The organism is Halorubrum halophilum, assembly GCF_000739595.1.
Lineage (GTDB): Archaea > Halobacteriota > Halobacteria > Halobacteriales > Haloferacaceae > Halorubrum > Halorubrum halophilum.
In genome coordinates this window covers 1-15,896 of sequence record NZ_BBJP01000060.1, presented here as the reverse complement: position 1 = coordinate 15,896, position 15,896 = coordinate 1, and the positions used below count along the sequence as shown (strand labels likewise).

Annotated in this window: 12 protein-coding genes and 1 rRNA gene; 6 read left to right on the top strand and 7 right to left on the bottom strand. The window is 54.2% G+C overall.

Annotation, left to right across the window (positions count from 1 at the left end):
* The 3 genes from ACP96_RS14965 to ACP96_RS14950 form a co-directional block, all read right to left on the bottom strand.
* A 16S ribosomal RNA gene (locus ACP96_RS14965) occupies positions 1–202 on the bottom strand; the annotation flags it as partial.
* Between the two features lie 693 nt (positions 203–895).
* Entirely contained in the window at positions 896–1,591 is a 696-nt protein-coding gene (locus ACP96_RS14955) for a nucleotidyltransferase domain-containing protein (protein WP_050033917.1), read from the bottom strand.
* A gap of 553 nt (positions 1,592–2,144) precedes the next feature.
* A complete protein-coding gene (locus ACP96_RS14950) occupies positions 2,145–2,525 on the bottom strand; it encodes a hypothetical protein (RefSeq protein WP_050033916.1) in 381 nt (126 codons plus the stop codon).
* 344 nt (positions 2,526–2,869) lie between these two features.
* Between ACP96_RS14950 and ACP96_RS14945 the strand changes: the two genes are divergently transcribed.
* From ACP96_RS14945 to ACP96_RS14935, 3 genes are read left to right on the top strand one after another with little or no spacing between them, the layout of a single operon-like run.
* On the top strand, positions 2,870–3,808 hold the full coding sequence (locus ACP96_RS14945; protein WP_050033915.1) for a hypothetical protein: 939 nt from the start codon (positions 2,870–2,872) through the stop codon (positions 3,806–3,808).
* A gap of 2 nt (positions 3,809–3,810) precedes the next feature.
* Entirely contained in the window at positions 3,811–4,128 is a 318-nt protein-coding gene (locus ACP96_RS14940) for a hypothetical protein (protein ID WP_050033914.1), read from the top strand.
* On the top strand, positions 4,125–4,781 hold the full coding sequence (locus ACP96_RS14935) for a ribonuclease H-like domain-containing protein (protein WP_050033913.1): 657 nt from the start codon (positions 4,125–4,127) through the stop codon (positions 4,779–4,781). The genes ACP96_RS14940 and ACP96_RS14935 overlap by 4 nt, the downstream gene beginning before the upstream one ends.
* Positions 4,782–4,814: 33 nt before the next feature.
* Here the strand turns inward: ACP96_RS14935 and ACP96_RS14930 are convergent, their stop codons facing one another.
* The 3 genes from ACP96_RS14930 to ACP96_RS14920 form a co-directional block, all read right to left on the bottom strand.
* Complete coding sequence (locus tag ACP96_RS14930; RefSeq protein WP_050033912.1) at positions 4,815–5,270, bottom strand: MarR family winged helix-turn-helix transcriptional regulator; 456 nt, start codon at positions 5,268–5,270, stop codon at positions 4,815–4,817.
* A 395-nt stretch (positions 5,271–5,665) separates the two neighbouring features.
* Positions 5,666–6,289, bottom strand: coding sequence for a peptide-methionine (S)-S-oxide reductase MsrA (locus ACP96_RS14925; protein ID WP_050033919.1), 624 nt, complete (start codon positions 6,287–6,289; stop codon positions 5,666–5,668).
* A gap of 239 nt (positions 6,290–6,528) precedes the next feature.
* Positions 6,529–8,742 carry a DEAD/DEAH box helicase gene (locus ACP96_RS14920; RefSeq protein WP_050033911.1) on the bottom strand — a complete coding sequence of 738 codons (2,214 nt, stop codon included), beginning with the start codon at positions 8,740–8,742 and terminating at the stop codon, positions 6,529–6,531.
* Between the two features lie 276 nt (positions 8,743–9,018).
* On the opposite strand from ACP96_RS14920, the gene ACP96_RS14915 reads away from it, so the two are divergent.
* On the top strand, positions 9,019–12,543 hold the full coding sequence (locus tag ACP96_RS14915; protein WP_050033910.1) for a UvrD-helicase domain-containing protein: 3,525 nt from the start codon (positions 9,019–9,021) through the stop codon (positions 12,541–12,543).
* A 199-nt stretch (positions 12,544–12,742) separates the two neighbouring features.
* Here ACP96_RS14915 and ACP96_RS18160 read toward each other — a convergent pair whose 3' ends face one another.
* Positions 12,743–13,762 carry a helix-hairpin-helix domain-containing protein gene (locus tag ACP96_RS18160; protein WP_082222582.1) on the bottom strand — a complete coding sequence of 340 codons (1,020 nt, stop codon included), beginning with the start codon at positions 13,760–13,762 and terminating at the stop codon, positions 12,743–12,745.
* A gap of 131 nt (positions 13,763–13,893) precedes the next feature.
* Here ACP96_RS18160 and ACP96_RS18155 point away from each other — a divergent pair, with 131 nt between their 5' ends.
* Positions 13,894–14,826, top strand: coding sequence for a metallophosphoesterase (locus tag ACP96_RS18155; RefSeq protein ID WP_082222581.1), 933 nt, complete (start codon positions 13,894–13,896; stop codon positions 14,824–14,826).
* Positions 14,827–14,982: 156 nt separating this feature from the next.
* Positions 14,983–15,393, top strand: a complete 411-nt coding sequence (locus tag ACP96_RS14905) for a hypothetical protein (protein ID WP_237561680.1) — start codon at positions 14,983–14,985, stop codon at positions 15,391–15,393.
* Positions 15,394–15,896: the final 503 nt, after the last annotated feature.

Here is a 15,896-nt window from a genome sequence, read left to right as displayed (position 1 = left end):
CGGCGCCGGAGCGTTTGGCACAATCCTCATTCCAGCTGGATTGTGGTATGCACTATTAGCCTCAGTTTCCCGAGGGTATTGTGCTCCGAAGGGTAGTTTGGCCACGTGTTACTGAGCTATTCGCCACGAGTCTGAACTCGTGCGACTAGCATGGCTAAATCGAATCCCAATAGCAATGGCCTCCGGCAGGATCAACCGGAATGTATAACCTCTGAGCCTGATTCCCGGCTCAGAGGGGTGTTGGCGGGTTTTGACTCGCGTTGAGTCAAAACACCATTGCATGGTCTATGTGGTGTCCGGTTCACCCAGCGACCTGGATGACACCGAACTACCACGGCTCACATCAGATTTCCTCTTACGCCGGAGCGCAGGGGGCAAAATCCTCATATCGGTGAGTCGGATAAACCGACTCTGCGAAACCGGGACGAATTGAACGTCCCGAGTCCGCGGTGCGTTCTTCGCTTTTCGATTGAACGGGCTTACTTGTATAAGCCCGTCGGAACGCTTTGACCGGCCGCGGTGCGGCCGACCGTTGTCCCCCGCGCCGGGGGACCTTCGCATTTAACACGAATGCGAGTTTGCATTTAACCCCATCGAACCATCGACGTTGCGTCATACGATTTCATAGAGAGCGTTTCCCATAGCCACCGAGAGCAGCAATCGGTTAAAGCTGCAGAATACGTGCGAATTGACGGGGAGTACTACTTGCTCACCTACTTAAACAAGGGGCGTTTTGACATATGGTAATATGAGCCAGCACGCTTTCGTCAGTTGAGTCTCCCAGTCGTCGTCGGCACTAATCCCTTCCTCGACCTCTGTTCGACCACGGCCCGCCATCTTGAAGGCGTCTTGTGCCCGCTCCAGGGACTCGAGGCTGTCAGTTGGATCAGACCTGTTAGCCATCGCTATCACCTTCCTCGAGGAGGAGCTTTTCGACCGTCTCAAACTTGGTAGTCCTGTAGATTGGGATTCCTGAAATAACAATTTCCCGGACCTCTTCTGTGTACGTGGGAATCGCTTGGACCGCTTCAACGTCGATGTCGTAAGCATACCTGTTCCCGTCGAACTCGGCGTCTTCGAGGTCGCGACCAACAGCGTTCGCCTCTCGTTGGTTTGGAGCTCGATCGTTCGTCGTGAGCACCCAGAGGTCAATGTCGCTGCGCCGATCGGCTTCGCCGCGCGCCACACTTCCGTAAAGAACGATCCCGATGACGCCGTCGAGACGGTCAGTGAGTTCGTCGACCGCGGCCTTCACCGGCTTCTGGAACTCTGGTTGCGGTATTCGAAGGAGGGGGTCGTCCGGAATAGCGAGTCGCTCTCGGTTGATCTGAACGAGCCGTTGATTGTTCTCGGGCGATTCAACCACTAATCCGTTCTCGACGAGGGTATTGATCGCTCTCCGAACCGTCTGTTGGGAATGGCCAATCTGATCAGCTACTTCGCGCTGTGAGAACTGTTTGAATCGGTGGTTCGTTAAAAATAGCAAGATGTCGTTCGTTGCCTTGCTTTTGAACAAATCCGCGTCTGCGGCGGGTATTGGAACGGATATGGACACACCCTGTGTGGCGTTCGGTTCCGTCTCACGGCTCATGTGCCATGCTACGGCTCACTACTATATAAACTTTATATAGAAATCTGGGCTGTACTTAACAATAATCGAAACGCCGGTTATCTAGATAGCGAGCAACACTGAATCAGTGGGGTGAGATAAAATATTCTGAATAATCAGCTCTGTTGAAATCCTCAACTGCTGATAGTTTGGAGAGGCCATGCTGAATACAGCGCGCGAATCACTCACAAGTGATCGGCATTCAGGGAGTACTCGGATTGGTAGATACAGGGGAACTACGAATCGTATGGCTCTGTTGAAATCCTCAGCAAGTGACACATTCTGACCCGATTGCGGTCAATACAGAGGTTTCTGAGTACGGCTGCTCAACTGGTTTTCGGACAGCACTTTCGTCGAAGTGGTCCAGTACATCACTGATGATCAGTGTCCGCCCAATTGATGGAAGCAAATTATAGACTGATTGGTCTGGATTTTCTATGGACGCTGTCAGGCAATGAGCTGGCAGCGATCCCCCGTGTGGGATCCTCCTCCGTCAGAATTCAGTTCGTTAACTTCAATGGAGCCCGTTCCGCCTCTACTTGTCGTCAACAACGGAGGGGTGTGGCTCATCAGGCTGCGACTCATTCCACGCTCGTGCGTCTTCCTCATTCTCGACGATCGGCCCAAATGCCTCATTCAGACCACCAAGGGCGTTGGAGAAGCGAATCGCTTCTTCAAGCCGTCCGCGATCCTTCGTGATCGCCCAGTGATTCTCTCGGTGCCGGACAAGGTTGCGATTCTTTAGTCGGCTGAGATTCGTCGCGACTGTGTTCGGATCGCGGTCAATTGCCGCTGCAATCTCGCTCCGCTTCCATGCATTCTCATCGTTCTCAAGCAGAAACGCAACGATAGCCTCTCCAGTGGTGAGTTCCTCCTCATCCCCGGCTTCTTCGAACTCGTCTATTTTTATTGGCATGGTTTAACATATGGCGTGCTGCTGTAAAAGTGTGCTTCTGTAATGTGTCACCAGCAGAGGATTTCAACAGAGCCGAATAATCATATTCTGGAATATCATATCTAGAGAAATCATCGACGAGGTGCGGTACAATAACTGTATTAACCAACAAGTTGCCGAGATATACCAAATTGTTGGTTAATTTGACGAGGAAAGGCGACGGCCACCTTGGAAAGAGTCTTGGAAACAGTCTCCCACTCCACAAAATCCGGTGACAGAGTTCGAATTGGTGTCTGGTACATGCTTTTCTGGAAGTCCGGAAGCGCCGCGCCGTCGCTTATTGAGTAAGTGACTAGTTATCGAGTATGGGAGACCACCCACCATCAAACCGAATGGCGGCCGACAAGCCGACACGGGGCGCAGACCGCAATCTGGGCTTGGCAGATCAAGCCGATCCAGCCACAGAAGATATGCTCCTACCGTCACTCGACGACGGCATCACGTTGCTCGACGTTGACGACGGCCGAGGCGTCCCAATCCTCCAGTCGCTCGTGCTGGACCATCTCCTGGTACACGATGGGCCCGCCTTCTGGGTTGACGCGAACGGCCACGCGACGACGACGACGCTGGCTCAGATCACACCGAGCCAGCGGTTGCTCGACCGGATCCACGTCGCACGCGGATTCACCGCGTACCAGCACTACGGCGCTGTCGACGATCTCCCGGCGGCAGTAAACCAGAGCATCCAGGAATCGACCGCTGTCACCGGCACATCCAGTCGACAGTCAACGGGTCAAAACGAAAACTCGTCTCGACACACCCCGTCGCTCATCGTCGCGCCGGCCGTCGACGCCCAGTACCGCAGCGACGATACGCTCAGCGAGCAGCACGCAGAAACACTGCAAGCGAGAACCCTCGCTCGACTAGCGACGTACGCCGACAGCTACGACGTCCCGGTACTCGTTACTCGGAGTACGATTGACGAGTTCACAGCACCGGTCGCGACGGCCGCCAATCATCATCTTGAGTGTGACCAAACCCGGATGGGGCCGCGACTCGTCGGTGACGAGTTCGAGACACTCGTCTATCCCGTTGATGACGGTGCGTACTACCAGACCACGTTCGCCTACTGGCGACAGTTGCTCGCGACGCGGGCGACACAGGTTGGGATCGAACCGGCGACACCCCCGTCGTCGACGTCGAGTTCGCCAGGTGTCGGAACAGGCGTGACCGCTGACGGTGAGACGACGTCGCTCACCACGAGTCCGCTCCTCGATGCGTGGACAGCACCTGGAGGGCGATAACAATGGGACGCACGAACCCGACATATCGGGATGCGCTGCGGGCTATCGAAGACCGCTGGGCGGAGTTCCGACGGGCGCTCCGTCGCCGCGACCAACCACACTTCGACCAACTGTTCGAGTACGCTCGCGAACACGCTGACGCGAGCGGGCTATTGAACCATCAGAATCCGCTGCTGCCGGCGCTACTCAGCATCGATCTCGAACAAGAGGCCATATTAGAAGACCATGAGGAACGCCTCGAAGTGCTCGAACGCCGGCTCAACGAACAGAGCATCGATGCGCAAGTATCCGATGAGGGAGCCAGCGAGGAACCCCAATGAGTACACTCGCGACGATCGCATTCGACATCGAGACGACGGGATTTTCGACGACTGACCAACTGACCGTCGTCGGCTTCGACGCCGAGATCGGCTCGCGGGTGTTCCTCAATACGGACGGGGGTGCGTGTGCCTCAGATATCGAACAGCGCGTGAACGAGCACCTCACCACACCAGTGACGCTCTCCGTTCATGACGATGAGAGCGCGCTGTTGGACGCCGTCAAGACGTTCGTCGACGCCACGATCGCACAGCGAGACGTCAAACTCGTGGCCTACAACGGGGAAACCTGGAAAGGCGGATTCGATCTGCCATTTCTTCGAACGCGGTTGAGCCATCATGAACGCGAGTGGCCGTTCGCTGAGCTGCCGTACATCGACGTGATGGAGGTCTTCTCCTCACGATTCAACACGAGCGAAAACAGCCTCACTGGAGTGTATGACGAGCTCGTGGCTTCCGGCCACGGCACAGTCGATCCATTTGGGGAAAGTAGCGAGGCCGTCGACGCGTGGGAGACTGGTGATTTCGAAGCGGTCGTACTCCACAACGTCGCCGATATTCGCCGCACACGAGCGCTGATGGACGTCGCCGAACGATACTGCTCGAAATCAGATTTTTCGATGAAATCGCTTGACCCAGTGGTTAGTGAAGGGTGAATGTGCAAAAACTGTCGAGGGCCTCGGGGCGATTTACTTGCTATATTTGTCTTCGAGAGATGCTTCTTGCCGAGCCAGTATTTGGACACCCTCGCGGATCCCCTCGGTCAACACGATCCGTCCTAGCTCCGTCAGTTCGTAGTACGAATAGGTCTCTTCAGTCCCCGTATTCGGATCGCGTCGGTTCTTGATGAGTGCGACATCCTTGAGCGTCCGGAGCGGATAGTGGAGCGCATTATCCTCCTCACCAAGTACCATTGACAGTTCGCTGGTGCTGAGTTGATTATTCTCCGCAAGCGCCTCAAGGATCAGATATTGCTTGGGCTTAGACGCCACTTCGTACATCTTCAAGTAATCGTCAAGATCGAACAGGCTGTCTTCAGGGAGTTCAACGTCAAGGTCGAACCCGTTATCGCCCTCATTAGGGTCGTCACGCCGTCGGAGCGAACCGCCGTCAGGAATTGACGTTCGGTCGGGCGAGTTAGTCATATGATTTAGTGGTCCCCTACCATCTTAAAATTTTTTACTATGGTTACGGCGGGACCATCCAACTATTAGGTCCATCGAGGTGAGTAGCTCACAATGGAAGAGCAGTTGATTGTGCTCTGAAAACACGGATCCTGTACCAGTGGCTCTGTTGAAATCCTTAGGGTCTAATGAGGATGTCATGGAACACTTCACAAGGAGTTGTTTTCACGCCTTCTTCTGCGGGTTTAACAGAGCAACTACTACCCTGTGCTGTGCGATTGGGGGAGAAAACATCAACTTTAGAGCATTTCAACGAAGCCGAATTACCGTGTCGGATCCGTCGCCGTCAGAGAGCTGCCTCCTCTGGTTGACCCCCCCTCGTCGACGGCGTTGTCCGTTGTCAACAACCTGCCCGTCTATGCCGTCCCGCGATCGGGTGTCGGCAGTTCCTCGGCAACAGCAACATCATGCCCGGCGGCGTACCCGTTCAACTTGGCAGCGATCGGTGACTCACGCAGTTCGTCGTCGCTGTACCCGGCCGCCTCGAACGGGTCCATGAACGACGAGACTGATCGGAGCTTGTACTTCTGGTGGTAGTCCTCGGCGGGGTAGAAGCGCGAGAGTTGCTCAATACGCGTTCCGATCCCATCGGCAGTGAGCCCCGGTGTTGTGAGAAGCTCATCGAGGACCGCCCGCTGGGCTTCTGTCGCAGCGAATACGATATTCTGATACTGTGTCTTTCTGGTCTGGTGCTGCGGGTTGTGCGAGTGGAACACCCGATCCAAGAGATCCCGATACGATATTGTGTCAGGATCGAACTCGATTTGGAACACCTCCGTGTGGTCGCCTAACGCGTGATACGTCGGATCGATTTTGGTCCCGCCGGCGTAGCCGACACGGGTGCGAACGGCACCTTCCATCGCCCCGAACTGAGCGTCTGGCCCCCAGAAGCACCCGATCCCGAACGTCGCTGTGGCAGTTTCGGCACTATCTATCGCCTGACGGTCGTACTCGCGTATCTGTGATTGTGGAAGTGTCATCGGAGTCACCAGCCGAGAGAGTCGTCGGAGTGTAGTTCGCGGGTCCCACCAAATCTATCATCAGTCAGGCCCGCAGACGTATATGCTGAGTGTCGATCCCCGTGCTGGGTCGGATGTACAAAGAGATCATAGATACAGAAATCACGATTTCTGAAATCCAAACTTCTACGTCGTGGCTGAACTCGTCAGCGAAGGCGTCCCCGTTGACCCCGAACGACAGCAACTGAAGCCCGGTGGAACTAGAGGAAGTCGTCGATCCCAGTATCGACTAAGTCGGCCGTGTCTTCTTCGAGCTCATGATCCAGATCTCGGCTCTCCGGAACTTCAAATGAGAGTGTCGGTGAATCTTTCTGGACCTCCTCTAGCACTGCCTCAACCTCGCTGTGGAACATTGAACCCGGATTTGTGCCTGTTACTGTACACCACGCACGCGACCGTGTTAAGGCCACAAAGAGCTGATTCCGTCGTTTTAGTTCGGAGTCACGCCATGTCTCTTCCACCGTCGAATCAGCACCCATGACGTAAACTGAAGCTGCCTCGTTTCCTTTCGCCCGATTGATACCGGATAGCGTCACCTCGCCAGGCTGCTTGAACGCTTTTTCATCATCGGCTGGTGGCGAATCCTCACTCGCCCACGCTGTATTCAGTTCAATGTCAAACTTATCGAGTGCGTGTTCGAGATTTGTTTGACAGAAGTCTCGGTTACTCTTCCCGTTTCTCCGTTGACCACTTAGTGAAATCACGAGCAGATCCTCCGGATCTAATCCGTTCTCGAAGATATCTTGACGGAGTTGCTCAGCGATCCACTCAATTTCGTCCGCCTTTGAGGCGAACGATCGGTGGGTAATATACTTATCTGGTGGGTATTCGCCTTGGAGCGGATGCGGAGAGTTCTCTGTTGGTCTCGTCAGTACAGCTTCGCTTCCGGTCTTACGGAAGTCGCCATCAATGTTGTAGCCGAGGTTCTCCCACCCATCCTGACGAGTTATCATTTGTACTGGGCCACCATCGCGTTTGAGGCCCATCCCCAGCGCGTGGGCAGTCATGAGGAGTTGATGGGGTGAACGGTACGCTTTCCGCATAATATAGGTTTTCTGTGGGCCGTTCTTGTAGGTCCCACTCAGATCAAGAAGCGCATTCCCGTCCTCATCGGTCCCGAACAGGTTCTTGGGACTCGGAGCTTCCAAACTTCCGAGGTCTTGTGCTTCATCATAGGCCCAAATGAGTCGATTCGCACCTGTGAGTGATTCCAGACAGAGATTCAGGAATTGTGGGCCGAAGTCCTGCGCTTCGTCCACTAAAATTGCGTCCCAGAGATCTGGGATATCACCGTCTGCTTTCTCTAGCACCTCCCCTACGACTGCCTCTTGTTCATCATCAGCATCCGGGAACGCCGACTTTGCGTCTGAATAGTTTCGATAATGTACGCCGTCGACTTGGTTGACAACGCGATAATACACTCCATCTCCGGTTCGGCCACCGCCCCACCCGTGGAGGATATCAATTTCAGCGTCGGCGTCTTCGAGTTGCTCACCTCCAAATCGCTGGTAAAATCGCTCTGTGAGTGACGTGATGTGTTCGTAGAGGCTCTTCGTCTTGAATGTCAGGGCAATCCGAGGCGTATCTACATTCGGTGCCCACTCATCGGGATCACTGAGCATCCGGGCTGCCTTCATCGCCACGAGTACCGTCTTACCTGATCCAGCGATACCTCGGATCTGTTGCGGGCCTGGTGGGATCCGCAGTCCGATTTCCTGTTGCCGCATATCCAGCTCACGAATCCCGGTGGTGACGATGTCGTAGTACTCGCCCCGTGTAGTGGGATCCTCCGGCGGGCTGCCGTGTGAACCACTGATTGGTTGCCCACAACTGAGGACTGCTCTGGCGACATCATACTCTTCTTTGCTTAGTGGGTCGAGACTCGGAAGCTGATCGAGCCGGTCGCGGAGGGTCTGCGCACCCAACTCATCGCCAGTAATCACTCTCGGCGCCGCAGGGCCGGTAAATCCGCGCTCTTCCCACTCGGACCGCTCAATGCTTGGCAGCATGACCACCGGCGTCATCGAGACGACACACTGACCGCCCGACCGGAGTCGGGATTCCCGCTGGAAGTACGACTGGAGGTGGAACCCTTGGTCTCGTGCTTGCTCAAGAGGGCTTGCGGTTTTTTGCGTAACTCCTTCTAGAATCCACGTATCACCCTCAATCCGATCGATCTGGTCTATCGTGTATCCCTTACATTCGAGAATGACCAAGCCCATCTCCTCATGGAGAAGTACGAAATCCGGCTTACGATCGAATCGATTGCCACCTTTCTGGATAATTGGATACTGGTGGTAGAGGACGCCTCTTTCATCTGTATTGAAAGCTCGTTTGAGACGGTTCCAGACATTGAGTTCAGCTTCGCCTCCGGGATCGGACTCAGAAACTGACGAGGCAGATAGGTATTCCATGCTCGCTTACATTATACAGCATTTGATATATGTGGCGAATCACCCGGTTCTGTTCCGGAAGTTACAGGCAGATCGAGGGATGTCCTCGAATCTGCTCGTGCGGTACTGACGACTTACATTCCTTCGCTGTAGTGGAGTTGGCTGATCCACCCAATAAATATTTCATCTCCGTTCAACGTCCGATTTAGCTTTGCTTTCGCTTCCTCCACAAAATATACAGTGAGTGAATAGTATGATTGTATATCACCCAGACAGGGTTGGAGATTTTCAGTGACTATGGACCCCGAACAAGCATCCTCTTGGGACGAATACCAGCGTAGTCTTGAATCGAAGCAAAATAGCACACTGTTTTCGTTGTTGCCCGGTCCACTCAAAACGGCCGTCTACGGGGGCCTTGTCGCTGAGATCGCCCACGCAGATGATCGGAGAACGAACGCTGAGCAGCGATTTGAGGAGCTAAAACAGCAAACCCGCTCCCTAACCTCAAATCTTGAAGACTCCCTTCGTGCGTGTCGCCACCAGGGAGAACCCCTCCCAGAAGAAGCACGGAATGCGGTCCCGGATATCCGAGATACTCGTGCCCAGATTGATGGCCTGCTGGAAGAGCACACGCGATTTCTCACAGCTGCTGAGCAATCCACGCTGCGTGAGCTAAAGGCTGATTTGGATGAGCAAGTCGCGTATCTCCAATCGAAAAAACAGTTCGATGTAGGGGTAGCCGAAGTTCGGGATAACCTAACTTCGCTCGAAACCGATGCCGACGCAGCCTGTGATGGCAGTTCGATTTTGTCCGCTGATGCCGAGGAGAACCTCCTGAAACGGATTACTCAAACCCAGCAATTGCTAACGTCCCTCAAACCGAACTCGTCGGAGACACCGCTTACCGAACCAGATCTCCAAACGGTTGGCAATATCGCTGAGCAACTTGACTCACTCCAGACACAGGTTGAAGAGTATAATTCGAGGTATGTTTCGGAATGCTATGAAACGGTGTATCGGAAGGCTGTCCGGCTCTACAAGGACTTTCAGGAAGAGTTAGCAGCATCTCAAGAGCAGGGCGACCCACTCCCCGAATCTGGACCTGAACTTCTTGATCGGGTCGACACTATACTCCAATCGATTACAGAACTTAGAAGGCCGCAAGCGGAAGCCGTGCTGACGAGTGAGCAAGTAGAGAACCTCGATTCTGTTCAGTCAGGCCTCCAAAACCACCGTAAGTTCATCAACTCAAAACACACGTTTGATTCGCAGATCGACGATATAGAGGCTCAAGTCTCAGACATCGAGTTGGACGTGGCGGACCCGGAGGCACGGGAGTCATATCTCACTACGCTTGAGAAAGACGCACTCATCTCGTCGATAGAAAATATTACCACAGCAATCCTCAGTTTCGACAAGCAAGTCGCTTTGGAACTGCTCGCGGAACGTGATCAAACCCGTCTAAAAAAGCTGAAGCGGCGGGTTTCGCGGTTAGAAGACCGGATCGAAAACGTCAACGAGCAATTTGTCGAGCGCAAGCGGGAGCAGTACGCGGACCTGTTTAGTGGGTTCGGTGAGGAGAATCTCGCCCTCAATTCGGAGCAGGAACTCGCTGTATACCGGAACGATATCCACAACCAGGTGATTGCCGGCGCGGGTACCGGAAAGACGTTTTCGCTGTCGTGTCGTGTCAAGTATCTCGTTGAGGAGGGTGTCTCCGAGGACGACATTCTCACTCTGACGTTCACGCGAAAGGCAGCTGACGAGATGGGGGAGCGGTTGGATGAGATGTTCGACATTACTGGTGTCGAAACGTCGACGCTCCATTCGTTCGGGAATCGCACACTCAATGAAGTTGACCCGACTCTTGTCCAGATCGAAGATCAAAGTCGGCTCCGTGAAGTGAGTCGGTTTATCCGTGCGCTACGGGCTGATGATTCCGACTTCGAGTCTCATTACGAGTCGTTCCTGGATATTTACGCCGAGGAGAATCTCAGTGATGAGCCCGATACACGGAAAGACTTCGTCGAATCCATCCAGTATAGCTCTGGTACGACGCTTCGAGGGGAAGAAGTTGAATCTCGATTCGATGAAGAACAAGATGTCCACACCAGTATCGCCGACTGGCTGTTCAAACACCAGTTCGATTATCGATACCGTCAGTATGCGGCGTGGGCGGAGAATCCGAACAACGAGGCGTATATTCCAGATTTCACACTGCCCGGTCTGGATCTCTACATTGAGTACATCCCATCGGACGCTACCCGCCAGCGGAAGCGGTGGTACGAACAAGGCCCAACGGCCGATGAAATAGCCTCTATCTTCGAGGGAACCGACAAAACCTGTCTCGTAATCGATGGTAATGAGGTCCCACCGAACCAAGTTACCCGTTATCTTGCTGACCAACTCGCAGCACGTGGCATTGACTCAGAGAATCCGCTCAGGGGAGCGGAGTTTCGAGATGCGGTCTACGAACACAATATTCTGACACGAGAAATCGAATCCCACTTTGCCGACTTCGTCAAGAAAGCCAAGACCAACCAACAGAACCCTCGTGACCATCTTGAGGTGCTCGATCGCGAGCGTGACCCCGAGCTGTACCACTTTACCCACGCTGCGACGCAGGTCCTCGAAGTGTACAACGAACGGTACGAGGAGTACAACGCGTACGACTTCGTGGACATGATCGTGATGGCGACATCGGCGATCGAAAGCGGAGAGGCTGGAGAGATGGCCCGGTTCAAGCACGTCATGGTCGACGAGTTCCAGGACCTGAATCTCGTCCAGATTGAATTCATCCAAGCTCTGCTCACCCAACATGAAGATGCTAGACTATTCGCAGTTGGTGACGACTGGCAGAGTATCTACGGTTTCAAAGGAGCACGACCCGACTACTTCATCGACTTTGAAGAGCACTTCCCGCACGATACAAAGACCGAATTGGAGACGAACTATCGGTGTCCTCCGAGTGTTGTTCAGGCCGGCAACACCCTGATTCAGAATAACGACGCGAAGACGTCGAAGATAGTCAGAGCGAACAAGTCGCTGGAAACCACACCGCAAGTACATCTTGTTCCCGGCTCTACTGAGTTCCAATACAAGCAGAACGCTGTCACAAGGTTGGTCCAACTTGTGACCGACTCGATTCGCCGCAACCCGGATCGCGATCCATCGGACATTATGGTCCTTGCCCGGAACGAGGAGGGGTCTCCCTTCATTCGGGATGTTTCAAGAGAACTCCGAAAGCGTGATATTGAGGTTGGTGCCGGGTCTGGTGTCGAGGTAACCACTGCTCATCAATCGAAAGGAAAAGAAGCTGAACATGTCATCATCGCCAACGCTGCTGGCGATATGAGTGACGGGTTCCCCCCAACAGAAGGTGACCGAAACCTGACGGCGTTGGTTGAGGTGAATACCGGATCGCACCTTGATGAGGAACGGCGGTTATTCTACGTTGCGCTCACCCGCGCCGAAGAGCAGTTGGATATTCAGTCCCGGGCCGGACAGCAATCCCCGTTCATAGGTGAGATTCAGGACCATATCGGCGTGGACTCAGCGGGTCCTGATTGGACGGCTGATCGGACAACGGTAACCGTCACAGTTGAGGATGAGCGGGAAGCCGAACCATATTGGGAGACCCGTCAAGTCGGCGAAGTAACGATCAACGGAAAGTACTCGATCAACTTCGCGATCGACGACGACGCTACGACGCAACCACTCCTCGATGCCGGGACAGAGTATCGGTTAGAAGACGTAAAGATCGGTGAGTACAACGGGCAACCGCAACTCCAAGTCGATACGGAAACTACTGTCACATCTTAGTCTGCCTCACAAAAGAAGTGAGCTATTCGGGATCGCATCAAGCCGCTGTTTTGGTTTAGAGTATATCCGAACAATAGGATTTCAACAGAGACTCTTCGAGAAAACCAACGAGGTATCAATATCGACCAATACACTATAGCAATAGGCATACAGGCGTCTTTAGTTGATTGCTGTAGAATTCTTCTCCATTCAGAATATACTACTGCTCGCCAAGCATGGCATCGGCGGCAGCACGAATACTCTCCGCCGACTTTGCTCCGATCTGATACACATCCGTCAGCTCCTCTTGAGACGCCTGTACGATATCGTACGGCGCCTGATATCCAGCCTCATGAAGATAGTATGCCTGCTGACCGGTGACGCCATCGATGTCAGCCACAGTCGGCCCATACAGTGTCCGGAGTTTCGGTATTGCTTCGGAGGCTGGAACACCAGATGCTGCGAGTGCCGAGAGAGCTGGGTCGAATACGGGTTCTGAAACACCCGTCTGATCACGAAGCCGCTCGTTGGCGGGCTTTGTTCGGCCAACGAGCTCGCGGGCACCCTCGACGGCAACAGAAGCGACGCCTTCGGAGATTCCAGGGATGTCAGCGAGATATCCTGGCCGGGAATCGGCAAGCGTTTCGAGAGAGGTTACACCGCCCTCAACGAGTTGGTCTGCCCTCTGTGGTCCAATGCCTGGAATTTGTTCTAGGTCGGACGCGATTTTAGGTTTGGACCGATCTGAACCCTCAGTATCTGTAGCTTCAGGCTCCGGGTTACCGTCTTTGACAGTCGGTCCTGTGGACTCATCAGGTGTTAACGAATCTGGGAGTGAGGGAAGGTCAACAATCTGTAGATCTCTCGGGGGGACATCGTCAGCGATCGATGAATTTCCTAGAACTGACCGGACTCGCTCGGCGTTTCGTTCGGCAATATTCGATTCGGTGACGTACGAGACTAGCGCTGAGCGTTCGCTGGAACTGAGAGTCTCGTCGGATGAGAAATCCTCGATGATCGCATCCGCGTCACGCTGATTCGGGAACCACGCATCTCCCATTGCTACAAAGAACGGGACAAACGGCTCAGGGACGGTGTCTCGCTCAGTGAGTCCCAACTTATCGGTGAGTACGATGATCGCTCTATCATCAAGCGATAGTTGGTACCGCCCGCCAGGCAGCGAAACCTCCAATTTCAGCCGATCAACCGAATCACGAATTAGTCTCGTCGGTTGCTGCATACCGCTCCATTTCTGGCCACCATGATAAGATTATGACTAGAAGAAAATTGGACATATCCGGCACACGTGAGTCAAGTAATTGGGTACCGAAGACGGAACACCCAAATCAGTGACTGTTGATATCGGGATCAATGCCACTGTCGATAGACGGTCCCTCCACACCACCTTCACTTCGCCATGGGGTTCATGACGTTGCGACGGAGTCCGAGACCCCACCACCAATTGTGAGTATTAGTGATATCCATGGACATCTCGCTGAAGCAAGGAGTGCTCTTCAAACACTCACCGATCATCCGGAGTTCGATCCTATCGTTCGCCAAGACGATGACGGCTGTGTCCACTGGGCCGGCAACAACTATGTCCTCGTGTTCAACGGTGATCTCGTCGATCGGGGACCAGAGAACGAGGGAGTACTCGCACTGGTGAGTCGCCTGATCGAAGAGGCACCTCCTGGGCGGGTGAGAGTCACGTTAGGGAATCATGAGGCGTTTATCCTCTCTCCCGATCACTTCAATTTCGAACGGTGGTTTGCGGGGCAAGTGGCGACTGCTGATCGATTGACGTTCTTCGAAGCAATTTCTGAAGGACACGTCGTCGCGGCGTATGAGGGATACAACTACACCTACGCACACGCAGGTTCTCCTAATCCGTACGAGACTGATATCGTCAACACGACACTCATCGACGCCGTCAACATCCTTACTGGCACCGCGGGAACACCGGACGATGCCGCTTCACAGCGGACTATCCTTGATACACACGACCGCGTTCTTGGAATCGGACACCCCCACCCCAAGGGCTCTGAGGCGGGGCTCGTCTGGCTGGATTTCGAGCATCTACCTGCTGATGCGCCGCCACAAATCGTCGGTCACACACGACACGATGAACCACAGCAGAAAGGCAACGTGTTCTGTCAGAATGTGCTTCGCAACAATCTTTCGACCCCGGGTGGCGAAGGAGTCTTTATCGAGACCCCACATTCGCTGTCAGCACTCATACGTCGGGAGGACAGTGAGACGGTCGAGCTTGCGCTTGTGAATCCGGAAGAAGGTTGGGGCCCGTAAGGGAGTCTAACAGTAGTGTTATGACAAAATCGTCGGTATCGAGAGCTGGAGTAACAGAGTTCGACGTCAATGCTGACTCAATCCCCAACGGCTGACTCTGGAACCCGGACTTCACCCGGGGCACAGACGTATACTTGTCGTCCAGCAATGATGCGTATGGCTGATTCTGATGCCGCTGACGAAACGGCGCTTGCTGAGGTTACCGAGTGGGAGGGTGGATTCAGTTGGATCGCGTATCCTGACGAGGACGGTCGTCGGGCGAGCCATGCCCTGACGACGGACGAGGGTGTCTGGCTTGTCGATCCGGTCGACGTCGAGGGACTTGACGAGCACCTCCAGGAAGTGACTGATGTTGTCGGTGTGGCCGTCCTCCAAGATCGACACACACGCGACGCTGCGGCGGTCGTCCGTCGACATGATGTTACCGTCTCCGTACCAGCGGAGATGTCGCTGACTCGCGAGCAATTCGACGTCGAGGCGGAAGCAACCGGATCGGCACTCTCCGAGTTAGTGTACGAAGTTCAAGATCTCCGGCTGGATGATGACTGGGAGGAAGCCGTCCTGTAGAACGACGAGCGCAAGACGCTGCTCGTTCCCGAGACGCTTGGGACACTGCCCTCGTTCCGAGCTGACGGCGACGTACTGGGTATTCACCCGTCAGTCGAGCAATCACCGAAGGAACTCGCTGAGTGGGATCCTGATCACACCCTCGTTGGCCACGGCACGAGCATTCATCAGGGAGCGAGTACGGAACTCACAGCCGCGCTTGAGCTCGACTGACGGAGGCGAATACTGCCCGACTTGATGCGCAACTTTCTCACACTCAACGGGACTGCTATCTGCGACGCGGTACCGTCGTGGTGACATACTTGGGACCTCTCTCAGCCAATTCACGCCTAGCGTCCTATTCAGAATAATATGAATACTGAAATTTCTCTCTCATACAACAAGACATAAGCCAGTCTGCTCACATCAGTCAGTAGATATCTCGATGGCAGACTTAGTTTCATGTCCGGCTTCTGGCTGCGGGTTCGAGAATACACTAAGTGTATGTGTTTACCCCGAGGTCT